General features: G+C 57.3%; 27 protein-coding genes. 12 read left to right on the plus strand and 15 right to left on the minus strand.

What is annotated here, in order from left to right:
* Nucleotides 1–37 precede the first annotated feature (37 nt).
* On the minus strand, nt 38–979 hold the full coding sequence (locus ACO05M_RS12790; RefSeq protein WP_421863422.1) for a radical SAM protein: 942 nt from the start codon (nt 977–979) through the stop codon (nt 38–40).
* A 22-nt stretch (nt 980–1,001) separates the two neighbouring features.
* Entirely contained in the window at nt 1,002–1,784 is a 783-nt protein-coding gene (locus ACO05M_RS12795) for a TIGR04282 family arsenosugar biosynthesis glycosyltransferase (protein WP_421863425.1), read from the minus strand.
* Nucleotides 1,785–2,157: 373 nt separating this feature from the next.
* Between ACO05M_RS12795 and ACO05M_RS12800 the strand changes: the two genes are divergently transcribed.
* The 5 genes from ACO05M_RS12800 (at nt 2,158) to pta (ending at nt 7,251) form a co-directional block, all read left to right on the plus strand.
* Nucleotides 2,158–3,117: a methylenetetrahydrofolate reductase gene (locus tag ACO05M_RS12800; protein ID WP_421863428.1), complete on the plus strand. Its 960-nt coding sequence runs from the start codon at nt 2,158–2,160 to the stop codon at nt 3,115–3,117.
* Nucleotides 3,118–3,203: 86 nt separating this feature from the next.
* Nucleotides 3,204–3,908, plus strand: a complete 705-nt coding sequence (locus ACO05M_RS12805) for a vWA domain-containing protein (RefSeq protein WP_421863431.1) — start codon at nt 3,204–3,206, stop codon at nt 3,906–3,908.
* Nucleotides 3,909–3,952: 44 nt separating this feature from the next.
* Nucleotides 3,953–4,642: a DnaJ domain-containing protein gene (locus ACO05M_RS12810; RefSeq protein WP_421863434.1), complete on the plus strand. Its 690-nt coding sequence runs from the start codon at nt 3,953–3,955 to the stop codon at nt 4,640–4,642.
* A gap of 44 nt (nt 4,643–4,686) precedes the next feature.
* Complete coding sequence (locus tag ACO05M_RS12815; RefSeq protein ID WP_421863437.1) at nt 4,687–4,989, plus strand: MTH1187 family thiamine-binding protein; 303 nt, start codon at nt 4,687–4,689, stop codon at nt 4,987–4,989.
* 117 nt (nt 4,990–5,106) lie between these two features.
* On the plus strand, nt 5,107–7,251 hold the full coding sequence (pta, locus tag ACO05M_RS12820; RefSeq protein ID WP_421863440.1) for a phosphate acetyltransferase: 2,145 nt from the start codon (nt 5,107–5,109) through the stop codon (nt 7,249–7,251).
* Nucleotides 7,252–7,254: 3 nt separating this feature from the next.
* Here the strand turns inward: pta and ACO05M_RS12825 are convergent, their stop codons facing one another.
* Nucleotides 7,255–7,383: a hypothetical protein gene (locus ACO05M_RS12825; RefSeq protein WP_421863443.1), complete on the minus strand. Its 129-nt coding sequence runs from the start codon at nt 7,381–7,383 to the stop codon at nt 7,255–7,257.
* A 60-nt stretch (nt 7,384–7,443) separates the two neighbouring features.
* On the opposite strand from ACO05M_RS12825, the gene ACO05M_RS12830 reads away from it, so the two are divergent.
* From ACO05M_RS12830 to ACO05M_RS12845, 4 genes are all read left to right on the plus strand, one after another.
* The gene (locus ACO05M_RS12830; protein ID WP_421863446.1) at nt 7,444–7,656 is read left to right on the plus strand and encodes a hypothetical protein; all 213 of its coding nucleotides are present in this window, start codon (nt 7,444–7,446) and stop codon (nt 7,654–7,656) included.
* Between the two features lie 128 nt (nt 7,657–7,784).
* Complete coding sequence (locus ACO05M_RS12835; RefSeq protein ID WP_421863449.1) at nt 7,785–8,042, plus strand: hypothetical protein; 258 nt, start codon at nt 7,785–7,787, stop codon at nt 8,040–8,042.
* A 44-nt stretch (nt 8,043–8,086) separates the two neighbouring features.
* Entirely contained in the window at nt 8,087–8,311 is a 225-nt protein-coding gene (locus ACO05M_RS12840) for an acetyltransferase (RefSeq protein WP_421863453.1), read from the plus strand.
* 69 nt (nt 8,312–8,380) lie between these two features.
* On the plus strand, nt 8,381–9,274 hold the full coding sequence (locus ACO05M_RS12845) for a fructosamine kinase family protein (RefSeq protein WP_421863457.1): 894 nt from the start codon (nt 8,381–8,383) through the stop codon (nt 9,272–9,274).
* Here the strand turns inward: ACO05M_RS12845 and gorA are convergent.
* Nucleotides 9,265–10,647, minus strand: coding sequence for a glutathione-disulfide reductase (gene gorA / locus ACO05M_RS12850; protein WP_421863461.1), 1,383 nt, complete (start codon nt 10,645–10,647; stop codon nt 9,265–9,267). The two genes, ACO05M_RS12845 and gorA, sit on opposite strands and share 10 nt — an antisense overlap.
* A gap of 270 nt (nt 10,648–10,917) precedes the next feature.
* Between gorA and xthA the strand changes: the two genes are divergently transcribed.
* Nucleotides 10,918–11,733, plus strand: a complete 816-nt coding sequence (xthA, locus tag ACO05M_RS12855; RefSeq protein WP_421863464.1) for an exodeoxyribonuclease III — start codon at nt 10,918–10,920, stop codon at nt 11,731–11,733.
* A 6-nt stretch (nt 11,734–11,739) separates the two neighbouring features.
* On the opposite strand, the gene ACO05M_RS12860 is transcribed toward xthA, so the two are convergent.
* Nucleotides 11,740–12,681 (minus strand): universal stress protein, encoded by a 942-nt coding sequence (locus ACO05M_RS12860; protein WP_421863467.1) that lies wholly within the window; start codon nt 12,679–12,681, stop codon nt 11,740–11,742.
* A 279-nt stretch (nt 12,682–12,960) separates the two neighbouring features.
* Here ACO05M_RS12860 and ACO05M_RS12865 point away from each other — a divergent pair, with 279 nt between their 5' ends.
* Nucleotides 12,961–13,254 (plus strand): ArsR/SmtB family transcription factor, encoded by a 294-nt coding sequence (locus ACO05M_RS12865; RefSeq protein WP_207802556.1) that lies wholly within the window; start codon nt 12,961–12,963, stop codon nt 13,252–13,254.
* 81 nt (nt 13,255–13,335) lie between these two features.
* Here ACO05M_RS12865 and ACO05M_RS12870 read toward each other — a convergent pair whose 3' ends face one another.
* From ACO05M_RS12870 to ACO05M_RS12890, 5 genes are all read right to left on the minus strand, one after another.
* Entirely contained in the window at nt 13,336–13,938 is a 603-nt protein-coding gene (locus ACO05M_RS12870; protein ID WP_421863470.1) for a Yip1 family protein, read from the minus strand.
* Between the two features lie 119 nt (nt 13,939–14,057).
* On the minus strand, nt 14,058–15,014 hold the full coding sequence (gene cyoE, locus ACO05M_RS12875; protein ID WP_421863473.1) for a heme o synthase: 957 nt from the start codon (nt 15,012–15,014) through the stop codon (nt 14,058–14,060).
* Complete coding sequence (locus ACO05M_RS12880) at nt 15,007–16,167, minus strand: COX15/CtaA family protein (protein WP_421863476.1); 1,161 nt, start codon at nt 16,165–16,167, stop codon at nt 15,007–15,009. The genes cyoE and ACO05M_RS12880 overlap by 8 nt, the downstream gene beginning before the upstream one ends.
* Nucleotides 16,168–16,272: 105 nt before the next feature.
* Complete coding sequence (locus ACO05M_RS12885; protein ID WP_421863479.1) at nt 16,273–16,857, minus strand: hypothetical protein; 585 nt, start codon at nt 16,855–16,857, stop codon at nt 16,273–16,275.
* Nucleotides 16,850–17,620: an SURF1 family protein gene (locus ACO05M_RS12890; RefSeq protein WP_421863482.1), complete on the minus strand. Its 771-nt coding sequence runs from the start codon at nt 17,618–17,620 to the stop codon at nt 16,850–16,852. Before ACO05M_RS12890 ends, ACO05M_RS12885 begins: the two co-directional genes overlap by 8 nt.
* Before the next feature lie 89 nt (nt 17,621–17,709).
* Between ACO05M_RS12890 and ACO05M_RS12895 the strand changes: the two genes are divergently transcribed.
* On the plus strand, nt 17,710–17,910 hold the full coding sequence (locus ACO05M_RS12895) for a DUF2909 domain-containing protein (RefSeq protein ID WP_421863485.1): 201 nt from the start codon (nt 17,710–17,712) through the stop codon (nt 17,908–17,910).
* Between the two features lie 5 nt (nt 17,911–17,915).
* Here ACO05M_RS12895 and ACO05M_RS12900 read toward each other — a convergent pair whose 3' ends face one another.
* The 5 genes from ACO05M_RS12900 to ACO05M_RS12920 form a co-directional block, all read right to left on the minus strand.
* The gene (locus tag ACO05M_RS12900; protein ID WP_421863488.1) at nt 17,916–18,803 is read right to left on the minus strand and encodes a cytochrome c oxidase subunit 3; all 888 of its coding nucleotides are present in this window, start codon (nt 18,801–18,803) and stop codon (nt 17,916–17,918) included.
* Nucleotides 18,800–19,429: a cytochrome c oxidase assembly protein gene (locus ACO05M_RS12905; protein ID WP_421863491.1), complete on the minus strand. Its 630-nt coding sequence runs from the start codon at nt 19,427–19,429 to the stop codon at nt 18,800–18,802. The genes ACO05M_RS12900 and ACO05M_RS12905 overlap by 4 nt, the downstream gene beginning before the upstream one ends.
* Complete coding sequence (ctaD, locus tag ACO05M_RS12910; RefSeq protein ID WP_421863494.1) at nt 19,426–21,033, minus strand: cytochrome c oxidase subunit I; 1,608 nt, start codon at nt 21,031–21,033, stop codon at nt 19,426–19,428. The genes ACO05M_RS12905 and ctaD overlap by 4 nt, the downstream gene beginning before the upstream one ends.
* Nucleotides 21,034–21,044: 11 nt before the next feature.
* Nucleotides 21,045–22,598 (minus strand): cytochrome c oxidase subunit II, encoded by a 1,554-nt coding sequence (gene coxB, locus ACO05M_RS12915; protein ID WP_421863496.1) that lies wholly within the window; start codon nt 22,596–22,598, stop codon nt 21,045–21,047.
* A gap of 367 nt (nt 22,599–22,965) precedes the next feature.
* A complete protein-coding gene (locus ACO05M_RS12920; protein ID WP_421863499.1) occupies nt 22,966–25,707 on the minus strand; it encodes a GNAT family N-acetyltransferase in 2,742 nt (913 codons plus the stop codon).
* Between the last annotated feature and the right edge of the window lie 39 nt (nt 25,708–25,746).

A 25,746-nucleotide genomic window follows, 5' to 3' on the forward strand; every position in this document is an offset into this window, starting at 1 on the left:
AGTTTAATTAAAACAAAATTGATAACCGATTGATTAATCAGCCTTCACTACAGGAAGAACCGAAGGCGAAACAGCTGTAACAACGATGGTGACGCATACTGATACGATGCTCCATCGCTTCGGTCAGAGTGGCTCCCAGGTCATATTCCGGGTCATCATCCACCAGCGTGCAGGCGTAGACACGCATCCGACCCTGCTGCTTGATCACCATTTTACTGAAGGCGCACATAAATTGGCTTCGACTCTGTTCATCCTGATAGGTGGTCATACAGTGTTCGGTCACCTGCGGCACCAGCGGGTGACTACCGGGGACGGCAAAGTCCGGGAAGGCCACGATATTCATATCCTCCGGAAGCCCCCGCTCGACAAACAGCTGCCGGAACTGCTGCTCCACCGCCGCGCTGTCCTCCCCTTTGTCCATATGGCGGGCCACCGATACCGCAAATCCCATGCGGTGCAGATCGACCAGGCTATCGAGCGCCTGATCAAAGCTACCCTCGCCGCGATCGGCATCGTGCTGTACCGCACTGGGGTAGTCCAGGCTGATGCGAAACTTCACCTTATGCGTCGCATGGCGAAGGTTTTCGAGTTGATGCATGCGCTTACGCAGTGGTTCGGTGCCGTTGGTCAGCACCAGACAGGGACGATAGCGGGTCGCATACTCGAGGATCTTGACGATATCCTTGGCCAGGAAAGGCTCACCGCCGGTGAAGGAAAACTGCTCCACGCCCAATGTCAGCGCTTCTTCAATAAATGGCTGTACATCCGGCAGTTTGACCAATTCCAGGCGTTTGTCCCCGGGGCCGGAACCCTCCAGGCAGAAAGAGCACGCCAGGTTGCAAGCGGTTCCGGTATGAAACCAAAGTTCCTTTAATCCCTGGGGTTGGATATAGCCCCGAGGATCTCCCTCCGGAGTAAAATACCAATCCTGGCTGCGGGTAGGAATCAGGTTGTTCGAACTGATATTAAGATCGTTCACGTTGCTGTTCTCGTTCTAGGATTCAGACCAAAATCGGCTGTTTGCGTTGATCGCCACCGCTCGCAGAAGCGGCTCCGGTCTCACTACCAGCAGGGTCTTCGGTCGCCATATCTTTACGATCAACTTGCTCGATCAACGCCAACAGCTGTCGTCGTTGCGGGCGTGAATCCTCGGCCAAGTCCTGCCGCAGTCGCTGCAGGTCGGATTGATGATCGATATCGTAGCTGGACATCACGCCGGCCACCGTCTGTCCAGCCTCTATGCAACAGGCCGCCAGACTCTGTCCCAACCGATCCGTGCTCCAAGGCAACTGCTCAAGAGCCGCCGGCCAGGGTTGTGAATTGGCCATGATGGTAACGCCGCCGTCGGCGGCGGGACAAACCACCACCGACTGCTTGTTTAATGACTCGGCTACCGTTTTAAAATGAATTGGCTTCAACATCGGAGCGTCGCTACCGATGTAGATCAAGCTTCGGTGCCCCCTGGCACGTAAACCCTGATCCAGCGCCAAGATTCGGCGCCCCAGGTTTCCTTCGGCTTGTACCATCACCTCCGCCTCGGGCAGAAGCTGTTGAGCCCATTCGCGATCCTCCGCCATGGAGGGTGACAGCACCACAGGTCCGGGCCAGTCTCGCAGGTCCTCTAAGGCACAATTCAGGAATTGCTCGGCCAGTTGGCAGGCGGACCACAGTCCGATATCGGCAGCCAGCCGCTGCTTTCCCTGTCCGGGTTTTGGACGTTTGAAAATCAGCACCAGCGTTGGGGTGACGGCCTCTGATGAACTACCGGGGTGTAGCAAACTCAAGCTAACCTCATCTGTCAGAATAGAAAACGGGCTTAAATCGAGTTTCCCTGATCACCCGATCCACTGGGGATCAGGAGGGTTACAACTCAACGCGCCCGGCCTTTAATAGCTCAATAGACGCAATAACTTAGCCTAGGTTACAGCGGATGAAAAAAATAGTTACCGCGCCTTTGGCTGGATCGATGTTTAGTTAGTACGCTGGTCTTGAGCCGAGTTCATCACTCTATATTAATTCGCTTCAAGTTGGGTTGAGAATCTTTCCACTTATAACCAATGACGTTATAACAACTTCGCGCTTATAATTCGAAGCCATAACATTGACGCATTACCGGCTTACACCTTAACCGGTCAGGCAACACCTTAGGATCGCTTTATGACACTCGCCAGCCACCCCGATTTCGGCAACCCGCAGAAGGGCTTCTATCTGTTTGGTACCACCCCACCCAAGGGCAGCACCGACGATATGCAGATGGACGAAATCGCCGACAAGCTGCTGGAGCGCCTGGCCAGTGTCGATTATGACGGTCTGATCGTCTACGACATTCAGGACGAGAGTGCGCGAATCGATAAGCCCCGCCCCTTCCCGTTTATCGGCACCCGCGATCCACGCGAGTACTCGGCGCTGCTGGCCAGCAAGAGCCAACGTCCGATCATCACCTACAAGAGCGTCTCGCAGCGCGACCGTGCCAGCTTTGAGCAGTGGCTTGACGATGCCTGGAATCAATACGGCGTCCGCAACCTGGTACTGGTAGGCAGCCCTTCCGCAGATGCGGATATCAAGCTGTCACTGCCGGATGCTTACCAGGCGATGACGGAACACGACTACCCTTTCAGTCTGGGCGGCGTGACCATCGCCGAGCGCCATGCCGTTAAAGGCGATGAGCACCAGCGTCTGTCCGGCAAGGTCGACAACGGTTGCGAGTTCTTCGTCTCGCAAGCGGTCTATGATGCCGATGCCACCATCGCCCTGCTGCGCCAATACGGTGAACTTTGCCAGTCTCAGGGCAGTTCACCAAAGCGCATCGTGCTGACCTTTACACCCTGCGGCAGCGCCAAGACGCTGGAGTTCATGAGCTGGCTTGCTATTTCGGTCCCTGCCGAGGTTGCCAGTGAAATCCTGGAAGCCGACAACCCGTTGATGCAGTCGATCCGCACCTGCCAGCAAAATCTGGAGCGGATCCTGGATGCCTGCCAAGCCCTGGATATCCCGCTGGGACTGAACATCGAAAGTCTGACCAACCGCAAAGACGAAATCGATGCGTCCATCCGTCTGTTCAAGTTGTTGAAAGGTACTCTGGAAGAGCGCCTCCACGGCGTCACCCACAATCTCTGATCCAGCCAAGCCGGACACCGGCTTTTCAGTTCCGGGACGGCCCTATACTATGACTATCGACAGCGTTGATAGCAGTGGGACGCCCCATGAACGATCCTAAGTCGCCGGTTGCCCGTAATGAGCAGCAGGTCGCCGACTTCCTACAACAGGTAAACAAGCACCCGTCGCCAAGCAAAAACGGTGGCGGACGGCTGATCTTTGCACTCGACGCCACCGCCAGCCGCCAGCCCACCTGGGATACCGCCTGCCAGCTGCAGGCCGATATGTTCACCCAAACCCGTGGCCTGGGTCAGCTGCAGATCAAACTCTGCTTCTATCGGGGTTACGATGAGCTACGTTCCAGCCCCTGGCATCAGGGTGCCGATAAGATGGTAAGAGCGATGTCGGCGGTTACCTGCCTGGGGGGACATACCCAGATCGGCCGACTACTCGACCACGCCCTCGACCAGCACCGACAACAACCGGTGCAAGCCCTGGTTTTTATCGGCGACTGCATCGAAGAACCCATCGATGACCTTTGCCAGCGCGCCGGTGAATGCGGTTTGCGGAAGCTACCGCTGTTTCTGTTCCAGGAAGGCAATAACACCACCGCCAGCAACGGCTTTGCCCAAATGGCCCGATTAAGCGGTGGCGCCCACTGCCGGTTTGACCCCGGTAGTCCGGAACAACTGAGTAAACTTCTCAATGCGGTGGCGGTCTATGCTACTGCCGGGCAGCAGGCTTTGGAGCGCCTAGCCCCCAGTGCCGCCCTGACCCAACTACGCCACCAACTGGAGAAACCCCGTCGTTGACTCTACTGATTCTTGTACTATCGCTGTTTCTCCTTGTCAGTGGAGTGCGTTGGTTCCTTGCACGGGCGCCACAACGCGGTAAACGCTTTCTGTTACAGCTGCTGCTGATTGTTTTGGCCCTGCTGACCCTATGGATGGCCCTGACCGGGCGCCTGCACTGGCTATTCGCGTTGGTCAGTTCGATGCTGCCCTTCGCCCGCCGCCTTCTACCGCTGTTGATTCCTCTGCTGCGCTGGCTGCCCAAGCTCCGGCGTCAACAACGCCGTCGACAAACCGGTTCAACACAAACCGGGCAACAGTCCCAAGCCAGTACCGATTGGCTCGATATGCATCTTGACCATGACAGCGGCGCCATCAACGGCCACATACGTCAGGGGCGCTTTGCCGGGCGGACCCTGGATCAACTCAGCGATAATGAACTGTTACAGCTGTATCGACAGTGTGCCGGCCATGATCCCCAGGCACTGAAACTACTCGATGCCTACATCGAGCGCCATCGGCCTCAGATTTGGGACACCGCCTCCGGCTCGGCAGAGGAACAAACCGACTCAGGCGCCGATTCAGCCATGAGCGCCGATGAGGCGTACCAGATTCTTGGCCTCGAACCCGGCGCCAGCGAGCAACAGATTATCCAGGCCCACAAACGGATGATGCAGAAGCTGCATCCGGACCGAGGCGGCAGTAACTACCTCGCCGCCAAGATCAACCAGGCCAAGCAAACGCTGCTAGGCTGACCCCATACTGCCGGGCCGTATCAACAATAAAGGAGCATTAAGCTATGCAGGTAATGATCGATCTTTGTGTGGTCCCCCTGGGCGTTGGCGTCTCAGTATCCAGTTACGTCGCCCGATGCCAGCAGGTGTTTGAGGAAGCCGGCCTGGAACACCGAATGCATGCTTACGGCACCAACGTGGAAGGCGACTGGGATGAGGTCATGGCCGCGGTGAAGCGCTGCCACCAAGAACTGCACCAGATGGGGGCGCCGCGAATTAATACCTCGATGCGGATGGGCACTCGAACTGATCGAGCTCAATCCATGGACGATAAAATCAACAGTGTCACTAATAAATTGAACAACTGAAATATTAATTTCGTCCAAAGCCCCTTAGAATGTCGCATTGCAGCAACCACCCCGTTGAATGGCCTGAATGTTGCTGCATGCAAACTATCATCGGGGTATGACATTTAAGGATCTGTTGTGACGCACACGTTGATGCTGGTACCGACCGGACAAGGTACCGGCCTGACCACCGCCGTTCTTGGCCTGTTTCACGCGCTGGAACGCCAGGGCCTCAAAGTCCACTTCTTCAAACCCATCAGTCAGCACCTAGACCGTGACGGTCAGGATCGTTCGGTCAAGATCTTGTCGACCGCCTGCGGTCACGAGATTGCCGAACCCATGGCAATCAACGAGGTCGAGCGGATGATGCGCGACGATCGCGGTCATGAAGGGCTGGAAGAGCTGGTCAAGCGCTACGAATCGAGCCGCGCCGGTGACGAAGAGATCGTGATCGTCGAAGGGATGGTTCCCACCCGGACTCAGCCCTACGCCAGCCGCATCAACAAAGAGATCGCCAAGGCCCTCGACGCCGAAGTCATCATCGTCTCGACCCCCGGCAGCGACAATATCGAAACCCTGCAGGATCATATCGATATCACCGCCCGCGCCTACGGCGGCATCCGCAACCCCAAGGTGATCGGCTGTATCCTGAATATGCTCGGTGCGCCGATCGACGCCGACGGTAACCTGTGTCTGGACGCAACCCCCAAAGGAGAGGTGCGCACTAGTCTGACCGTAGATCAGGTCACCGAGGACGCCACCCTGTTCAACGACAGTTTCCGCCTGATCGCCGGTATTCCCTGGCGCGAGCGGATGATGTCGCCACGGGTTTCGGACATCAGTCAGTTCCTGCGCGCCGAGGTACTGAGTAGCGGCCAAAGCGATGTCCGTCGTGTTCACAAGATCACCCTGTGCGCCCAACGGGTCGAGAATCTGGTCGATGAGTTGACGCCCGGCACGCTGGTCTTCGCCCCCGGTGACCGGGACGACATCGTCATGGCGGTCTGCCTGGCGGCGCTGGACGGCGTTGATCTGTCGGCCCTGGTGCTGACCGGCGGCGTTCAACCGCACAAATCGGTACTGCGACTATGCCGCAACGCCATCGCCACCGGCCTGCCGCTGCTCTGTGTCGAGTCCGATATCTGGCAGATTGCCCAGGCCCTGCCGAGCTTTAACAGCGAAGTTCCTGCCGACGATCTGCAGCGGATCGAAAAGATCCAGGGTATCGCCGCCTCCTTCGTCGACAGCAACTGGTTACAAAGCCTGACGGCGGGTCAGGCCGAGCGCCGACTGTCCCCTCCTGCCTTCCGTTATCAACTGATCGAGCGTGCCCGTCGTGCCGATAAGCACATCGTGCTGCCCGAGGGGGACGAACCCCGCACCATCAAGGCTGCGGCAATCTGCGCCGATCGCGGCATCGCCCGCTGTACATTGCTGGGTGACCCGCAGGAGATCCGTCGGATCGCCGAGGGTCACGGCATCCAACTGGGTGACGGCGTCGAGATCTACAACCCGGAACTGATTCGCAGTCACTATGTCGATCGCATGATGGAGTTGCGTGCGCATCGGGGCTTGACCGTCGAAACGGCACTGGATCAACTCAAGGACAACGTCGTACTCGGCACCATGATGCTGGAGCGCGATCATGTCGATGGTCTGGTCAGCGGCGCGGTTCACACCACCGCCAACACCATCCGCCCCCCGCTGCAACTGATCAAGACAGCACCCCAGTCGAACCTGGTGTCGTCGGTGTTCTTTATGTGTCTTCCGGAGCAGGTTCTGGTCTACGGTGACTGCGCCATCAACCCGGACCCGAACGCCGAGGAGCTGGCCGATATCGCGATCCAGAGTGCCGATTCAGCCAAGGCATTCGGCATTCCACCCCGGGTTGCGATGATCAGCTACAGCACCGGCTCATCCGGCCAGGGCGCCGACGTCGAGAAGGTTCGCCGGGCGACCGAGATCGCTCAGGCCAAGCGACCGGATCTGCTGATCGACGGGCCGATGCAGTACGACGCCGCCGTGATGGAGAGCGTGGCCCGCAGCAAGGCCCCCGACAGCGAAGTGGCCGGTCGAGCTACCGTTTTCGTGTTCCCGGACCTGAATACCGGCAACACCACCTACAAAGCGGTTCAGCGTAGCGCCGATGTCATCAGTATCGGCCCGATGCTGCAGGGTATGCGCAAGCCGGTCAACGACCTGTCCCGAGGAGCCCTGGTGGACGATATCGTCTATACCATTGCCCTAACAGCAATCCAGGCTGCCAACCCTGCGGTCGAATAAACCCTATTTGTCCTCGCCAAAGCCATCAACACCAATGGCTTTGGCGAGATAGGCATTCTTCACTTCAACGGTTTTCATTCGACCACTCTGGTCAAAAAACATACAATAGCTAAATACTACCTGGATGATCACCGGGCACTCTCCCGCAGAATCATCGACCGCGATAATGCTTATGTTTATGGAGGTAGTGTTATGAACCTGGAACACCTGTCCAGCCGCCTCAAGCTGGATGTCAGCCACCTGCACTGGCAGGCCCGCAGTCAGCACCTCACCCAAGAGCAGTTTCAACAGCGTTTTCAATCAATTGCAAACGGCTATTGTGAGATGGTCGACGAAGACGATCTGCCGCAGGTCAAACAGTTACTGAATCTTTACCTGCACCATCCGCCCAAGAGCCTGAGCTGAGCCACCGCCTCAGCGCCACTAGATGACAACTTGGCTCATTAAATTCTTGTGCGGTGCAACTTGCTGTCAGCCGTTTTTACACTATTTTCTATAAACGACTGTGACATTAAACAAGCTTGGAGCCCCCCATGCTGACTTACAAAGACTGCCTCGATTGGGCGGAACTTGAACAGGGTGAAGTTGACGCCATTGGCGAGCACGAACACCTGGATCGGTTTATCGCCCTGGCCTATGGCGATAACCTAAACCATCAACGCGACGGCGCCCGCCGTATGCGCAAAATTCTAATCGATGATATCCGTGTGGCGCAGCGCCACCATGATTTCCGCCATGCGCAGGAGCTGAAGCAGACCCTAACCCGTCACATCAAGAACCACCCGCTCTAAGCCGGGAGCAGCCCCGAGCCTGACCTTATCCGGAGGTAATCCGCATGTTTCTGAAAGAACGTAACACCGGTCATCTGGTTCAGGTACTGAACATGACCGAATTGATCAATCCGTTCGAAATGCAGACACAGGTACAGTATCAGCAAGGAGAGGACCTGATGGATCCTGAATATATCCGCAAGGATGCGCTGACCTTCCCCTCCGGTGAAACACTGCCCAAATGCTGGACCGACAGTCACTATCGAGACCATGAACTGAAACGTCACTGATCCCTAACATCAACCGGGCCTCGACATCCCCCGAACCCAGCCAGGGACAATCCCGCAGGACGCGCCGCAATGACCGAATCGCTGCGACAGCTGCTCCAGCAGACCGGTCTGGGGGCGCACTGGCAACTGTCGTCCCTCTCCGGCGGTTGTATTGGTCAGAGCTATAGAGCCGTCAACGAGTTCGATCACTGCTACTTCGTCAAACATCACCCGCATCCGCCTCGGAATTTTTTTCAAGCCGAAGCAGCGGGACTGCAAGCGCTGGCCGACTCCGACACGCTTCCAATACCGAAGGTATACACCGCCGACGCCCAGCTGTTGGTACTTGAGATGATCCGGCCCTGCCCGCCGTCCAAAACCCACTGGCGCAAGCTGGGGCATCAACTGGCATCACTCCATCAGCAACCTCAACCTGATTTCGGCTTCAACCGCTCGACCTATTGCGGGCTCAGCGAGCAGTCCAACTCAACGGATCCAGACGGTTGCCGCTTCTTCGCCCAACAACGATTACTCCCCCAAGGGCGCAGAGCTTACAACAAGGGGCTTTTGGATAACGCGATGATGAAGCGTCTGGAGCGGTTATGTGAGCGGCTACAGCAGCTGATTCCGGAACAGCCGGCGGTGTTGATTCACGGTGATCTCTGGTCAGGCAACGTACTGTTCGGTAGCCCGGAGCATGGACCGGGTCAAACCGAAGGGCCAATGACTGCCGATTGCCGCCCCTACCTGATCGATCCGGCCGTCTATCACGGCTGGGCCGAAGCCGACCTGGCGATGACTCGCCTGTTCGGCGGCTTTGACCCGGAGTTTTACGCCGCCTATCTGGAGGCCAATCCGCTTGCGTCCGGCTGGCAGGAGCGGCAGCCGCTCTACAACCTCTACCACCTGCTCAACCATCTGAACCTATTCGGTAGCAGCTACCTGGCCTCCGTTAACGAAGTGCTGAATCGCTATCAGGACTGACGTTGTCCGCCGCGATAACGACGTGCAGCCTCTCGCATGGTCACAAACTCTTCAGCGGCGGTCGGATGAATACCGATGGTACTGTCAAACAGCGCCTTGGTGGCACCCGCTTTCAACGCAATCCCCAAGCCCTGCGTAATCTCGCCCGCATCGGGACCGACCATATGGGCACCGATCACCCGATCGGTATCGGCATCCACCAGCAGCTTCATCAGCGTGCGCTCCTGCAAGCCGCTCAAGGTATGCTTCATCGCCCGGAATTCGGACTGGTAGACATCCAGATTCGGGTATTGCTCGACCGCCTGCTCTTCACTGGGTCCGACAGTGCCGATATTGGGTTGACTGAATACGGCTGTCGGAATCAATTCGTAACTCACCTGCCGCTGCTGCTCGCCGTAAAGGTGCTCCACCAGCTGCATCCCTTCCGCCAATGCTACCGGTGTCAGCTGGACCCGATTGATCACGTCACCGATGGCATAGATCGACTCAACCGAACTGCGGAAATTCTGATCGACCTCAATCGAACCGTCTTTGGCCTGGGAAACGCCGACCGACGCCAATCCCAAGCCGTTAACGTTGGGCTTACGACCGGTTGCATACAGCACGGCATCGGTATCCATGGTTGAGCCATCAGTCAAGAAAGCACGTAAGCTTCCGTCATCAAGCTTTTGAATTGATTCAACATTAAGATTAAATCTCAGGTCGACGCCTTTCTTGCGCATCTCCTCGGCAACAAAGCCTCGAACCTGATTGTCGAAGCCTCGCAGAAACAGATCACCACGATATAACTGGGTCGTTTGAGCACCCAGACCGTTGAAAATTCCGGCAAACTCGACGGCAATATAACCACCGCCGACGATTAAAATGCGCTCAGGAAACTGCTCCAGATCGAAAATTTCATTCGAGGTCACCGCATATTCGGCACCGTCGATGGAGGGCACCGACGGCCAACCGCCGGTGGCCACCAGAATACGCTCGGCACTGTAGGTTTTGCCATTCACCTCCACCTGCTGAGGGCCGACAACCGTTGCACGACCGTTGATCACCTCGGCACCGGAGTTATCCAGCAGGTTGTTGTAGATTCCATTCAGCCGCGAAATTTCGGCTTTTTTGTTATCCCGCAAACGCCCCCAATCGAAGCCTTGAACCTCGGCATTCCATCCAAACCCAGCGGACTCTTCGAAATGCTCAGCATATTGGGAGGCGTAGACATAGAGCTTTTTCGGTACACAACCGACGTTTACGCAGGTGCCACCCATATAACGATCTTCAGCAACGGCAACCCGTACGCCTTTTGCCGCAGCCATCCGTGCAGCCCGAACACCGCCTGAACCGGCGCCGATAACAAAAAGGTCAAAATCAAAGCTGGACATATTAGTGCTCCCTTAAAAACTGCCACTACTCTAACGATTACTAGGACGCGGCTCCAGCAGCAAAGATGCATCGGGCCGATAGTTTTTTACTATGAAGCGAACGGCTTGCCGTTGCTGTGGTCTCACAAGCCGATCGCATCAGTGATTACAGATGCAGCCAAGCCCAAACAGTTACACTTTCCAGCAACTCCGACTGTTCGATACCGGGTTGTTCGGCTATATTTCGGCCCTAACCACGGTACTGCCTCAATCTCCTGTACGGACTCCTTCATGAAGATCATCTCGTTCAATACCAATGGCATACGCGCCCGCCTTCATCAACTCGAAGCGCTGATCGAATCCCAACAGCCCGATGTTATCGGTATTCAAGAAACCAAAGTCCATGACGGCGAGTTTCCAACAGCCGCCATCGAAGCGCTGGGGTATCAGGTCAATTACCATGGCCAGAAAGGTCACTACGGCGTGTGCCTGATCTCCCGTGAAGCCCCCCTTAGCCTGCAGAAAGGCTTTGCCGGCGATGATGAAGATGCCCAGCGCCGCATGATCATCGGCGATTTTGCGACCCCCTCGGGTCAGACTATCCGGGTAATCAACGGTTACTTCCCCCAAGGGGAGAATATCGCCCACGAAACCAAGTACCCGGCCAAGCGCCGTTTCTACGCCGATCTGCAGCACTATTTGGAAACCGAATGCGATCCTGAACAACCGCTGGTGGTGATTGGCGACATGAACATCTCCTCCACCGATCTGGATATCGGTATCGGCGAGGATAACCGTAAACGCTGGTTGCGAACCGGCAAGACCAGTTTCCAGCCGGAAGAGCGTGAATGGCTCAACCGGTTGATGGATTGGGGCCTGCAGGACAGCTACCGCGAACAGAATCCCACCAGCAACGAGTTATTCAGCTGGTTCGACTACCGTAGTCGCGGATTCGAGCGCGAGCCCAAGCGGGGACTGCGGATCGACCTGATTCTGGCCACCAAACCGCTGATGAATGCACTGATAGAGACCGGTATCGACTATGCCATTCGCGGGATGGAGAAACCCTCCGACCACGCACCGGTATGGGCCAGCTTCGATTGCTGATCCGGTCTAATGGCGGCGCCGCTCCTGTTGTAGCGGCGCCCTGACCACCAACAGATCCGCCTGCAGATGATCGACCACACTCTCGGTGGTACTGCCTGAAAACAACCGGTCGGCGGTGTTGCGATCGACACCGCCGAGGACGACCAGATCAGCATCGACCTGCTGGGCGTACTTGGGCAACTCCTTATTGACCTCTCCATGGGCCAGATGCAATACCGGCTCCGCCTTGGCCAATCCGTGTCCATTTAACAGCTCGGTAATCGCCTGCCGATGCTCGTCCGCCAGACGGCTGCGTAGGTCCTCGTAGTTGAGCATCAGGGTTTCGTCGAATATCACCGAGGTCGGCAGCGTATGATAGGCATGGAACATATGCAGAATGCCGCCGATATGTTCGACGAAGGACTCCGCCGACTGTAGCACCTCGTCATCCAGCATTACCGGGTGATGTTTGTCCTGTAGCGGATCCAGTGCAGCCAACACCACCGGCGAGGTTTTCCAGGGTTGCGGTCGGATCAGCATCAGCGGTACCGGACAATGGCGGATCAACTGCCAGTCCAAACTGCCGAACAGGTACTCGGCCAGCCGATGATGGAATCGGCAGTTCTTGACCACCAGGTCAGGCTGATAACGCTCGACCTTCGTCAACACCCCCTGTTCGGTATCCACCTCCCAGCAGACATCGGTGCTGGCATCCACGCCCAGCTCAACCAGCTGATCGGCAACCTGCTGTAACCGTCGCTCCTCACCACGTAGGTAGCCGTGCTTGGCTTTCTCTATCCCCTCAGGGCTGCTGAACAGATGACTCGAAACCAACGGCCGCGAATAACAACTCTCAAACAGCTCAACCCGGGCTCCAAACTTGCGAGCCAGCAGCGTGATCTTATCGATCAGTTCAGGGGCGGGAGGTTGTTGATCCAACAACAACAGAATTTTCTCGATCGCTCGCATTACCGGTTCCTTGTTCCTGGCGCGCCTTGAGTTGAGTCTAGTGCTGATTTATGGGTTTAGATGTAAATCGACCTCATCGTAACGAATTAAACCGCTGCGGGCCCATCGCAGCTTGTTCGAACTACAAGAAACACCTTTCAAATTACAAGGATCTTGCCCTAGGTCAATTGAGAATCGATACGGTTTGGAGTAGATTTACAGAATATATGGCCCCATAAAGATTTAGGATAGCCCGTGAACCCAGCCACTGCCGCGCAGCAATCAACTAACGCCCCTTCCATCGAAGAACTTCACGCCAATGCCGCTGAAGCGACCAAGTTATTGAAGGCGCTGGCCAATGAGAGCCGTCTTATGATTCTTTGCCTGCTAGACGGCAAAGAGCTATCGGTCACCGAGCTGAATCAGTTTCTGGACCTGAGCCAATCGGCACTCTCTCAACATCTGGCGGTACTACGCCGGGATGGTCTGGTGAAAACCCGACGCGAATCCCAAACCATCTACTATTCCCTGTCCGGAGAAGCCGCTACCGCCATTATTCACACCCTGCATTCGCTGTTCTGTCCGGAGATGTAGGCGGTACAGAATCCTTCTGATAAGCCACTAAAAAGCCCGCTGAGCGCGGGCTTTTTATATGGTCGTTCGGAACCATCCCATCTAACCGGCCACCCAGGGTGTCAGTGCGGTACTCCAGAGCGCCGCTGTTACGGCAAGCATACCGACCAGTACCACCAGGCCAACCGTCAATATCGAGGATGAGAAGAAGAAGCCGCGATCCTTCGGGATCTTCATAATCTCCGGCACCCCGGTATAGAGCAGATGAATGGTGTAGGCCACGGCCCCCATTCCGATCAACACATCCAGCCACAGGATCGGTATCAACGCCGCCAAGCCGGCTAAGAACATCGGCGTCGCGGTGAAGGTGGTCAACACCATGCAGTCATCAAAACTGGATTCGGAACCATAGGTCTTCTCCATCCAATGGATAAACCACGCCATCACGCCAGCACCGACTAAAAGCGCAACGTAAAAAGCGATCGCTATCGGCAGCGCGCTAGCAACGGTCAATTTAACCGCTTCAGCGCCGGTAATACTCCAGCCGATCTGGGTCGTACCGATAAACGCAGCCAAGGGTGGAATCGCGGCCAGATAAATCATATGGGAGCTGTAGCACTTCAGCGCGCTGTAATGCTCCTCCCTTATCAAGCCCCACTCCTCTTTGGGGTGGTGGAGAACCCCCATCATATGACTTAGGAACATAAACTATCCTCCCGATCATTGGGCCAACAGGCCTGATCGTCAGTGGTTAATACCTCACACCGGGACAGCCTTGCCCGCGTGAATGGTTGCGACCCCTGTTGTTACCGCGGCTCCAGTTCCTATAGAGCCCAGAAGTCTGGTACTGGCCACAGCCCGAACGACGGCGCCAAATAGTGGTCGGCCAGTAGCACCACAAAAAGCGCCATGATGTACGTAATGGAATAATAGAACATTGCCATCGGGGCTGTTCCCAATGGATCTTGATAAACCCGCCAGGCCCATTGAAGAAATCTCATGTTCAGGACGCTAACACCCACCAGATACCAGAGCCCGCACATCCCGGTCATCAGCGGCAGCATGGTGGTGGCGATCATCAGCAGGCTGTAGAGCACAATCTGCAATGCGGTGTAGTCAACCCCGTGGGTGACCGGCAACATCGGCACCCCGGCACGGGCGTAGTCATCACGCTTATGGATGCAGAGCGACCAGAAATGCGGTGGCGTCCAGGCAAAGATAATCAATACCAGCAGCAACCCATCCGGCTGTAACGAGCCGGTTACAGCCACCCAACCCAACAGCGGCGGTGAGGCACCGGCAATACCACCGATCACGATATTCTGTGGCGTAGCCCGCTTCAGCAGCATGGTATAGATCAGCGCGTAGCCGATCAGCGAGGCCAAGGTCAGCCAACCGGTCAGCGGGTTGACCAGGATCACCAACATGCCGATACCACTGACCCCAAGAACGGCGGCAAACAGCAGCCCCTGCCCGGCCGTGACCTTACCCTGGGGCAGCGGACGACGATGGGTGCGGGCCATGCGGGCATCGATATGTCGATCGGCGACCTGATTCACCGCTGCCGCGGAACCGGCAGCCAGCGCAATACCCAAGGTACCGAACAGCAGCGCCGACAACGGTGGCAGGCCCGGCGCCGCCAGAAACATGCCGACGATCGCCGTCAACAGCATCACCGCCACGACCCTGGGCTTGGTTAACTCAAGATAATCACGCCAACCCGCAGCCTCGGTCGAGGCCAATAACGCCGACGAACCACTGATCATTCTCTGCTCAGCCATAATGATTCTCCCTGGCTCTCCGTACGCTCAAGCGATAGAGCCTCAATAACAGCAACAGCAATAGCAACGCCCCCAGGTGATGAGCAAATGCCAACCCCAACGGCAAACCGTGGATGACATTCATCCCCCCCAGCAAGGACTGCGTCAACGCCACACCGACAACTGCACAGCCCGTACGCCGCAGCGGCTGATAGCGCCAACAATGTTTCAACAGCAGCAGCAGATAAAGCAGCAGCAGCAACGCCATCCCCCGGTGGGTCATCTGAATCGCCGCCCGGGCCTGGGGGGATTTACGCCCGCCAAGAAAGCTCTGCTGATCGGTTTGCGGCAATACAAACGCGGCCTGAAAATCCAACGACGCCGGCTGCCCGTTGATATCAAGCTGCTGACAACCGAGCCAGTGCGGACATGCCCAACCGGCGTAGTTACTGCTGGTCCAACCGCCCAAAGCAATTTGAACAAAGAGCAGCAAAGCGGCACCGGCAACCCAGCGGCTTAACGGCCGGGAGGGTCGCGACCGCCCCGGTGCGGACGGTTTATCCGGTTGAGCACGCGACCCGGTAATCGATTGCGCCTGCCCAGCTGCCAACTGCTGCAACGACTGGTTCATGATCACCAGCAGCGTCACCGTCAACAGGCCGCCAACAAGATGCAGGGTAACCACCTGTGGCAGTAATTTGAGGGTCACGGTCCACATCCCGAATATCCCTTGAAGAATCACCAGCACCAGCAGCCAATAACTGATCCTGCTGGGATAACCGATAACCACACGACGGCCTGAACGTCGGTCATGCCGATACGCCGACAGCGCCAGCAACAGGATGGTCAAGCCCAAGCCGGCAGCCAGATAACGATGCGTCATCTCCAGCCAGGCCCTGGCGCTGTCGATAGGAATGGAGGGATAGCGCAGCTGCGCCAAAGCCAATCCTTCGGCGCTACCGGGAAGAATCAATTCACCATAACAACCGGGCCAGTCCGGACAGGACAGACCGGCATTATTGAGTCGGGTCCAGCCGCCCAGCAACACCACCACCAACGCAAGCACCAAGGCCAAGCGTGCCAACCTCAACGGCCAGGGCCCTATACCGGCACGGGCAACTACCGTGGACCGGAAGCAGCCGTTCTCAGAGACCGAGCTGACGCTGGGATGCATAATCCCCCCTCGACGGTTTCAACCTGTGAAGCGGTTGTCGACCCACCGCCAGGTCTAAACAACCTTCCCTTTGCAGTCTTTGCTGCCCTTAACCGGCCCGCAGGCTTAGCCGATGCGCGACACTTTTAATAATCGTTTCAAGTCCTTCAATACCGCTTGGGGTGGTTGATCCAAGTGGTAACGCAGTACCCGGTTACCCAAAGGATCCAGCAACCACAACCCACGGTTATCCGGCGTTGCCTGGGCACTGAACCAGAGCAGATCGGCCCGGGTTGCCAGGTTCTCTGTCGCCGGGACAGAAGGCGGCCTGGCAGTAGGCGGTTTGTCAGGCAGCACCAACTGATACCGGACACGGTCGCGATCTTTACCCAACAATGTATGCAGCTGCTTCAGCTGGTGCTGCCACTGTTCGCAAACCTGATCACAGTGGCTGACCACCAGCAGCAACTGCCAGCGACCCTGGCCGTCAAACGGCAATCCATCCGGCCGGTTCAACTCAAAACCCGGCTGCTGCGCATCAACCAACTGTCCCTGATTGACCCGTTGCTCGGGCACGGCAATGGATCCGAAATAGCTCAGCATCGCCAACAACAGCGGTAACAGTGCCACCGACAGCAGCGTCCAGAGCGGCCGATAGGAGCGCCGTATACGCGGCAACTCGCCGTTTTCTTTCAGCTCAAGCTCATGCATGGGGTTCTCCCTGAACACCGGGTTGATCGCTCCCGGCTACCGGCTTACGCACCGATCGCCGCCATCCCCACCAATACAGGTAGCCAAATAACAGCAGCGCCAAAGCGAACCACTGCAGCGCATACCCCTGGTGCTTATAGGCAGGCATGACACTGACCGACCAGCGCGTATCCGCCTCGATCAACGGCCGCTGCAGTCTCAATACAGCCGGATACAGTGACTGTTGCCACTGCTGTTGCAACCGAGCCAGGTCGACCTGCTGAATCCGCTTCGGCCAGCCCGATGACCAGTGGTCAGTCGATAGCAGCAAGCCACGGCCCGGTGCGACCAACATCCCCTCCAGCGTCAGGATACGGCCGCCCAGACCCTGCACCAGAGGTGCCGGGTTGGGGAGCTGCTGTCGATCGAGAGAAGCCGCGATCCAGCCCAGGTTGACCACACCGTATAGACCGGTACTCACTTCCTCGAACGGCAGCAGCAGTTCATAACCGACCCGGCCGTCACGGGTACGGTTGTCGAGTAGTAGCAGGTAGCGAAGATCCAGCCGTGCCCGGATCGATACCGGGTAAGGCAGCGTTGCCGCCTCGATCGGAAGCCTGGCGGCAGGCGCCGTATGTTCCAGCCGTGTCAGCAGTTGCTGCTTTTGCTCAGCCCGGTCGAGTTGCCAGAATCCCAGTCCGAGCAGAATCGGTAGCAACAGCCCGCCCAACAGGACACAAATGCGTCGAGTTTTCCGTGTGGGTCTATCTTTACTCTGACTCATCACTGTTTTCCTGCTGGCGGGACAGGGTTCCTGGACGGGGTCCTGATCCAGATTGAGCAGCATCCCTTAGGCGCCAGGGAGTACTTGTCATGTTCAAACTGCTGTTGTTGTTCGTCTTTGCCGCCATCGTTGCCAGCTTGATGGCGGCGCTCTATTTTCTTATTTCAGACCGTGCTGACAGTCACCGAACCGTCAATGCCCTGGGTTTACGGGTCGCCCTGAGCCTGCTGCTGGTGGCGCTGCTGCTGATCGGCTTTTTCACCGGCCAACTCCAACCCCACGGCCTTTAACACCGTTAAAGGATGTAGACGAACAGAAACAGCCCGACCCAAACCACATCCACGAAGTGCCAGTACCAGCTGACCGCCTCAAAACCGAAGTGGTTATCGGCGCTGAAGTGGCCTTTGAGTACCCGTAAAAAGATGATGATCAGCATCACCGTTCCCAAGGTCACGTGGGCCCCATGGAAACCGGTCAAGATGAAAAACGTGGCGCCGTAGATTCCGGCCTGCAGCGTCAGCCCCAGCTCGGTATAGGCGACGATATACTCTTCGATTTGAAAGCCCAGGAAACACAATCCCAGCAGCACCGTCACCCCCAGCCAGACCTGCACCCGGTCACGATCGCCCAGCTTGAGGCTCTTGTGGGCGATGGTCAGGGTAACGCTGGAGCTCAACAGCAGCACCGTATTCAGCAGCGGAATCCCCCAGGGGCTGATCACCTCTTTCGGGCCGGGGAAACGCTCCATATCCGGGGTCTGCATCAACGGCCATTGCGCGCTGAAACCCTGCCAGAGCTCATTCGCAATCGCCTTATCGCCCTCACCACCCAACCAGGGAACGGCGAAGTTGCGTACATAAAACAGGGCACCGAAAAAAGCCGCAAAAAACATCACTTCTGAAAAAATGAACCAGCTCATCCCCCAGCGGAACGAACGATCCATCTGGTCACTGTAAAGACCCAGTTGGCTCTCACGGATAACACTGGCAAACCAGCGGAACACCACCCAGACCATCAGCAGCGTACCGGCAATCAACAGCCAGCCGGCGCCGCCCTGCCCGTCACTCCCAAGCGAATTGATGGTGCCCGCTGCACCCAGCGCCATCAGAAACAGCGCCACGGAGGCGATGATCGGCCAATAACTGTTAGCCGGGACGTAATAGGTGGTAGTAGGGCTACTCATAATGTACTCCTCGGCACCGTTGCCTGCTCCGCGTCGGGCTGGCGGAGACTGAGTCGAACATCGCTACCGGCAGTGGCATCAAACAACGTATAGGAGAGCGTGATAGTGCCGATATGCTCCGGCAGGTCCGGATCGATCATCAGCACCAACGGCATGGTTTGACGCATCTTGGGTCCCAGTGACTGAGATTCGAAACAGAAGCAGTTGACCTTCTGCAGATACCCCGCCGCCTCAGCCGGTGCCACGCTGGGCACCGCCCGTGCCACCATCTCCCGGGTGGTCGGATTCATCGCCAGATAGCTGGTCATCGCCTGCTCCCCGGGGTAAACCGACAGCTCAGCCTGCTCGGGTTGAAACTGCCAGGGCATGCCCTCGTTGTTAACGGCGATCAGTTGTACCCGCACCAACCGGGTCCGATCGATCACGAACGGCTGGTTGGGTTCACCGGTGCGGGTCACCTTGCCGTTGATTCCGGTCAGTTCGCAGAACACGTCATAGAGGGGGGCCAGCGCAAAGCCAAAGCCAAACATCAGCACCGCCAGCAACAGCAGTCGCCGAGCCATGCGGATGGGATCCTTGCGATCCGGTGGCCTGGGAGCCTGAGGTGAATGTATGTCAGCCATCATCGCCCTCCCTTGGTTAACAGCAGTTCGACCTTGGTGTCTGGCGGCTCGCTAAAGCTGTGATAGGGCGCCGGTGACGGCAGGCTCCACTCCAGCCCCTGGGATCCTTCCCAGACCCGTTTGTCAGCCGGCTCCCCTTCGCGTACGCACTTGACGATGTTGTAAATAAACAGCAACTGCGAAAACCCGAACATAAAGGCGCCGATCGAGGCGACCATATTGAAATCGGCAAACTGCAGCGCGTAATCGGGAATTCGGCGCGGCATACCCGCCAAGCCGATAAAGTGCATCGGAAAGAAGGTCAGGTTGACCCCGATAAACGACAGCCAGAAGTGCCACTTACCCATCGCTTCGTCGTAGTAGCGGCCGGTCCATTTCGGCAACCAGTAGTAAACCGCGGCCATGATGGAGAACACCGCTCCGGGCACCAGCACATAATGGAAGTGGGCAACCACGAAATAGGTATCGTGATATTGGAAGTCGGCCGGTGCGATCGCCAGCATCAAGCCGGAGAACCCGCCGATGGTGAACAGCACCACAAACGCCAGCGAGAACAGCATCGGCGTCTCGAAGGTCATCGAGCCACGGAACATGGTGGCGACCCAGTTGAACACCTTAACCCCGGTCGGCACCGCAATCAGCATGGTCGAGAACATGAAAAACAGCTCGCCGACCAACGGCAGCCCGACGGTAAACATATGGTGGGCCCAGACGATAAAGGAGAGCAGCGCGATCGACGAAGTGGCCCAGACCATGGAGGTATAGCCGAACAACCGTTTGCGGGCGAAGGTCGGAATGATCTGCGACACGATCCCGAACGCGGGCAGAATCATGATATAGACCTCGGGGTGGCCGAAGAACCAGAATACGTGCTGGAACAACACCGGATCGCCACCACCGGCGGCATCGAAGAAACTGGTGCCGAAGTGGATATCCATCAACATCATCGTGACCACCCCGGCCAGCACCGGCATCGCCGCAATCAGCAGGAAGGCGGTGATCAACCAGGTCCAGACGAACAGCGGCATATCCATCATTTTCATGCCGGGCGCCCGCAGGTTGAGAATGGTGGCGATAATATTGATCGCCCCCATGATCGAGCTGATCCCCATCATATGGACCGCAAAGATAAAGTAGGTCACGCTCGGCGGCGCATAGGTGGTCGACAGCGGCGCATAAAAGGTCCAGCCGAAGTTGGGCGCCCCGCCCTCCATAAACAGGGTCATAAACATCAGGCTGAAGGCAAACGGAAGAATCCAGAAGCTCCAGTTGTTCATTCGCGGCAGCGCCATATCGGGCGCGCCGATCATCATTGGCACCATCCAGTTGGCGAGCCCGACAAAGGCCGGCATCACCGCTCCGAACACCATGATCAGGCCGTGCATGGTGGTCATCTGGTTGAAGAACTCCGGCTGGACAAATTGCAGGCCCGGTTGGAACAGCTCGGCCCGAATGACCAACGCCATGGTGCCGCCGGCAAAGAACATCGTCAGCGAAAAGATCAGGTAAAGGGTGCCGATATCCTTATGGTTAGTGGTCAGCAGCCAGCGCATCAAACCCGAGGGCGGCGTGGCGTGGTGGGACGACATGGCATGAGTTGAGCTCATCACAGTCTCTCCTAAAGCGACAGTCGCGCCTTAACCTGGTCCGCGGTTACCGCAGCACCGCCGTTGTCCCAGGCGCTGCGCTCGTAACTGATGATGGCAGCCAGCTGCTCGGCACTGAGTGTGGCGCCGAAGGCCGCCATCGCCGTACCCGGCTTACCGTTGACCACGATATCGATATGGGCCTCAGCCGGCCCCGTCACCAAGCCACTGCCCTTGAGCGCCGGGAACACACCGTTGACCCCAAGTCCGCTGGGCTGATGACAGACACTGCAATGCTGAAGATACAGCGTTTGACCATCGACGGCGCCGGCTGAGGTTTCCGCGGTGGTCTCGGGTGTAGCTTCAGCTGCCTCTTGGTTCGTTGTCAGCGAACCCCCGGCAGCCATCGGCTCCGAGGCGGCTCCTGCGGCGCTGCTCGACGACGCCGAGTCGCCGGCCTGTGCCGATGCGGTATCGCTGCCCAGCAGGGCCACTATCTGTTTCGGCATCACCGCCTCACCACGGTTACCCCAGGCATTGCGTTCGTAGGTGATGACCGCGGCCAGATCCACGGCATCCAACTGTTGCCCAAAGGCCTGCATCGCCGTACCGCTACGACCATTGAGAACAATATCGACATGGGCCTCGGGATCGTCGGCAATCAGGGAACTGCCCTTGAGTGCGGGGAAAGCACCGGGCACACCTTCACCGCCCGGCTGGTGACAAGCGGCACACTGACTCTGATAAACCGCCTCACCCCGCACCATCAGCTCATCCAGACTCCAGTCACGCTCTGCGGCACCGGCCCGCTGTTGTGCCGCACTGCGACTGTCTGCCAGCCACTGGTCGAACTCTGCTTCGGAAACCACTTCGATCACCACCGGCATAAAGCCGTGATCCTTACCGCACAGCTCGGCGCACTGGCCCCGATAGGTGCCGGTTTGCTCCGGAATCGTCCAGACCTCATTGATAAAGCCCGGAATCGCATCTTTTTTGACCGCCAGTGCCGGCACCCACCAGGAGTGAATCACGTCGTTAGAGGTCAGAAGAAAGCGGATTTTACGATTGACCGGCAGAACCAGCGGGCGATCGACCTCAAGCAGGTAGTTTTTGCCCTTGGGCTTTTCATTGTTGATCTGCGATTTCGGGGTTGCCAGGTTGCTGAAAAAATCAACCTGCTCACCGACATAGTGATAACGCCATTTCCACTGATAGCCGGTTATCTGCACGGTCAGATCGCCTTCACGCTTGTCATACATTGCCATCAGCGTGCGACTGGCCGGCAGCGCCATGGCGACCAGGATGACGAAGGGAATCAGAGTCCAGAGAATTTCAACCCAGGTACTCTCATGGAAATGGTGAGCCTGGGCGCCGAGAGATTTACGGTGATGGATGATGGACCATAACATCACCCCAAACACCACCACCGCGATCGCTACGCAGATATAGAAAATCAGCATATGAAGATCGAAAACCGATCGGCTGATTTCGGTAATGCCTGGCTTAAGGTTCAACTGCCAGTCGGCAGCGGTTCGTTCCGTGAAGCCGCCCGCAACCAGCAGAACCAAAGCGATTGCTGGTCGCATGGATCTGCCTCCCGAGTCCGGATAAGGCGCCTGTGGTCGTTATACCCGAGCATTCGACTCGGATAGACGGAAGTATAGCCGCTGACCAGCAGGCTTCTAATTTTCTGAACGGGAGGTGGTAGCTGCGACGACGGAAAGCGTCTGAAGAATAATTCGGCAACAGGTCCTGCAGCAGGTCAAAGACCCAAACAATACGGCGACAATTTATTCTTTATAAACAATTTGTTAGGAAATGGATTACACAAATCACTTTACAGCGAGCGATTTAAAACTGATCGCGATTAGAGAGCTGTTTTTTATCTCGGATAATTATTAACGAAGCCCGAGATCAGCCCGGGCTTCGATGGCTGGGCGTGCGACCGGCAGCTTAATGTGCCAGTCGCGTCCGCTGCCACTCCTCGGTGGGCTCATTGAGCATCATCTTCATCTCAATGGCCTCTTCCTCGGCGTTATAGCTGTTTTCAAAGCCAAGCTTCTTGGCCAGTTTCTGCATACCCAGATTGCTGGTCATGGTGGTCCCCATGATCTCCAGGGTGCCGCGTTCACGACAATAATCGATCATCTTCTGCATCAGCAGCTTGCCCAGCCCTTCACCCTGCAGCTCATCGAGCAGTACCACGGCGAATTCGGCCGAGACATTATCGGCGTCGGTGGTGGTCCGGACCACACCCAGGGTTTCGTTGCCGGGCTTGCCGTCGAGCCGTGGTGCGGTGGCGATAAAGGCCATCTCGCGGTCGTAGTCGATCTGAGTCCAGTTGGCCAGCTCATCATGATTGGGTTCGCCGCGGCTGTAGAAATAACGCAGTCGGATCGACTCCGGGCTTAATCGCTGGAAGAACTCCAGGTGGCGCGGTTCATCCTCGCCTCGGATGGGTCGCACCAGAACCTCGCGCCCCGAACGGAGCTGAATCGTGGTTTCGAGCTGCTCCGGATAGGGCGTGATGGCGGTCTTGACCGGCTGGCCTAAACCGATACTGGCATCGACCACCAGCAGCCCGTTGCTGTTGACCAACAGCGGATGAATCTCCAGCGTGCGGAGATGGGGCAGATCGATCACCATCTCCGACAAGCGCACCAACACCTGACACAGGCTGTCCAGATGCTGTTCAAAGTTAATGCTGTTCTGTTTCAGAATCGGGTAGAAACGGGAGCGCCGAATCATCGCTTTCGCCAGACTCTTGTTTAGCGGCGGCATCATCAGCTGACGGTCGGCGCGCACATCGTGGCTGTAACCACCGATGCCGAAAAACACCATCGGACCAAACACCGGATCACGGGTGATGCCGGTGCAAACCTGCAGCGATTGGTAGCCGCGCTTCATTCGCTGGATCGCGAAGCCACGGTATTCCTGTTCGCCGAATCGATCATCGATACGCCGCGACAACTCACCGACATGGTGTTCGAGTTCGGCCGGGTTGGTCAGGTCCAGCGCCAGATCACGCCAGCGCTGGGCATTTTCGTCGTCGTAGCAGAACGGATAGCAATTGTCTTTGTGGAGGGTCTTGATCGCAATCGGTGCTTCCAGCTTGCGGGCGATCTTGATCGCCTCCGCCACACTGTCGGCGTAGAAGGAGCTGGCACACTCGAATCCGTACAGCTCAAGAACGTCTGTCACCTCTTCATGACGCAGGTAATCGCGCCCATTCTCCATCGCCTGCTCGACCATCTGTTTGGCCTTATTCAACTTGGCCTCTTCCAGCTGCAGACTGACCGGCGTCGGTGTCTCCTTGAGCATGGTCTGATTACGACGGTGCCGCACCATATGCATAAAGGCGTCAGCGGCTTTTTCCGGGGTGATGTAGGTGGGAATCTTGGCATCGTTGAACAGGTTACGCGCCTCGATCGCACTCTGGCGCCCCATCCAACTGGTCAGAACGTTCCTGCGGGTACGCTTGGCAGCGCTGATCACCGCCTCAGCCGTAGCGGCACTGGGCGCCATCTGGGTCGGCGCGTGCAACACCAGCAGCGCATCCACCCCCTTGGCCTTGCTGAGAATTTCGACCGCTTTCTGGTAGACCTCGGGACTGGCGTCAGCATTAAGATCGACCGGATTCTGGGAGGCCTGTTCGTTGCCGGTCAACTCGGCCAGCGCTTCGACGGTTTCCGGCTGCAACTGCGCCAGTTTTACCCCGCCTTTGTCGACCAGTCGTTCAACCGCCATCGCGCTCGGCCCCATCCCGTTGGAGATCAACGCCAGACGTTCGCCATAAAGCGGCTTGATGGTGGTCAGAGTCTCCAGTGCATCGAACAGCTCGTCGCTGCTATCAACCCGCACCGCACCGCAGCTGGTGAGGATAGAGTCATAGACTTCGTCAAACGTATCAACGCCAGGCGGCAACAGTTTCTTGCGGTCGGCATAGCCCAGTAGTGACAGGTTGCTTTTCAGTACCAACACCAGCTTATTGCGTGCCGCAGCCCGCAGTGCCGAGATGAAGTGAGGCGCATTGGTGATACTGTCGACCTGAATCAGCAACGAGCTGGTGTAGGGGTCGGTCGCCAGATAGTCGATCACGCTGGCCAAGTCGACATCGACGCCACCCCCCAGGGTCAGGAAGTTGGAGAAACCGATGCCCTGGCCATTGGCCCAGTCGATCATCGCGGTGCCGAGGATGCCGGACTGCCCCACGTAGGCAACATTGCCTTTACGGATATTCTGGTGGGCGTAACTGGCATTGAGCTTCATCGCCGGTACCAACAGCCCCATCCCTTCCGGCCCCAGGATTCGGATCCCGTAAGGATGCGCCGCATCGCGCAGGGCACGGTTGAAGGCGAAACGGTCTGCGTACTCGCTCTGTCCCAAGCGGGTACCCAACACCAACGCCGCTTTTACCTTGCGCTGTCCCAGCGCTTCAATCTGGGCCGGAATTTTATCGGCCTCGGAACAGATCACCGCCAAATCCGGCATCTGCTCCAACTCATCCAGCGAGGCAACACTCTTGACCCCGTCGAAGTGCTCCGGATGCTCTCCAACCCGGTAGATCGGATAGGAATAACCGCCTTCAACCAGGTTTTTCAGTACGACCCGCCCCATGCTGTCAGGCTCAGGAGTCACGCCGAACAGGGCCACCGACTTGGGCTTAAAGAAACGCTTAAGGTATTGAGTGCTCACCAGGAACTCCAGAAATGCTGCGGTGCAAAACGCTATTCT

The sequence above is a fragment of the Motiliproteus sp. genome, assembly GCF_965230735.1.
Lineage (GTDB): Bacteria > Pseudomonadota > Gammaproteobacteria > Pseudomonadales > Balneatricaceae > Motiliproteus.

Excerpts from the sequence above, each read along its gene's own strand:
- ACO05M_RS12845 (WP_421863457.1), top strand. The coding sequence starts at position 8,381 with ATGACCGAATCGCTGCGACAGCTGCTCCAGCAGACCGGTCTGGGGGCG.
- ACO05M_RS12840 (WP_421863453.1), top strand. The coding sequence starts at position 8,087 with ATGTTTCTGAAAGAACGTAACACCGGTCATCTGGTTCAGGTACTGAAC.
- coxB (WP_421863496.1), bottom strand. The coding sequence starts at position 22,598 with ATGCGACCAGCAATCGCTTTGGTTCTGCTGGTTGCGGGCGGCTTCACG.
- ctaD (WP_421863494.1), bottom strand. The coding sequence starts at position 21,033 with ATGAGCTCAACTCATGCCATGTCGTCCCACCACGCCACGCCGCCCTCG.
- ACO05M_RS12885 (WP_421863479.1), bottom strand. The coding sequence starts at position 16,857 with ATGCATGAGCTTGAGCTGAAAGAAAACGGCGAGTTGCCGCGTATACGG.
- ACO05M_RS12880 (WP_421863476.1), bottom strand. The coding sequence starts at position 16,167 with ATGCATCCCAGCGTCAGCTCGGTCTCTGAGAACGGCTGCTTCCGGTCC.
- ACO05M_RS12830 (WP_421863446.1), top strand. The coding sequence starts at position 7,444 with ATGAACCTGGAACACCTGTCCAGCCGCCTCAAGCTGGATGTCAGCCAC.
- ACO05M_RS12835 (WP_421863449.1), top strand. The coding sequence starts at position 7,785 with ATGCTGACTTACAAAGACTGCCTCGATTGGGCGGAACTTGAACAGGGT.
- ACO05M_RS12905 (WP_421863491.1), bottom strand. The coding sequence starts at position 19,429 with ATGATGGCTGACATACATTCACCTCAGGCTCCCAGGCCACCGGATCGC.
- ACO05M_RS12815 (WP_421863437.1), top strand. The coding sequence starts at position 4,687 with ATGCAGGTAATGATCGATCTTTGTGTGGTCCCCCTGGGCGTTGGCGTC.
- ACO05M_RS12860 (WP_421863467.1), bottom strand. The coding sequence starts at position 12,681 with ATGCGAGCGATCGAGAAAATTCTGTTGTTGTTGGATCAACAACCTCCC.
- gorA (WP_421863461.1), bottom strand. The coding sequence starts at position 10,647 with ATGTCCAGCTTTGATTTTGACCTTTTTGTTATCGGCGCCGGTTCAGGC.
- cyoE (WP_421863473.1), bottom strand. The coding sequence starts at position 15,014 with ATGGCTGAGCAGAGAATGATCAGTGGTTCGTCGGCGTTATTGGCCTCG.
- ACO05M_RS12895 (WP_421863485.1), top strand. The coding sequence starts at position 17,710 with ATGTTCAAACTGCTGTTGTTGTTCGTCTTTGCCGCCATCGTTGCCAGC.
- ACO05M_RS12900 (WP_421863488.1), bottom strand. The coding sequence starts at position 18,803 with ATGAGTAGCCCTACTACCACCTATTACGTCCCGGCTAACAGTTATTGG.
- ACO05M_RS12890 (WP_421863482.1), bottom strand. The coding sequence starts at position 17,620 with ATGAGTCAGAGTAAAGATAGACCCACACGGAAAACTCGACGCATTTGT.
- ACO05M_RS12805 (WP_421863431.1), top strand. The coding sequence starts at position 3,204 with ATGAACGATCCTAAGTCGCCGGTTGCCCGTAATGAGCAGCAGGTCGCC.
- xthA (WP_421863464.1), top strand. The coding sequence starts at position 10,918 with ATGAAGATCATCTCGTTCAATACCAATGGCATACGCGCCCGCCTTCAT.
- ACO05M_RS12800 (WP_421863428.1), top strand. The coding sequence starts at position 2,158 with ATGACACTCGCCAGCCACCCCGATTTCGGCAACCCGCAGAAGGGCTTC.
- ACO05M_RS12870 (WP_421863470.1), bottom strand. The coding sequence starts at position 13,938 with ATGTTCCTAAGTCATATGATGGGGGTTCTCCACCACCCCAAAGAGGAG.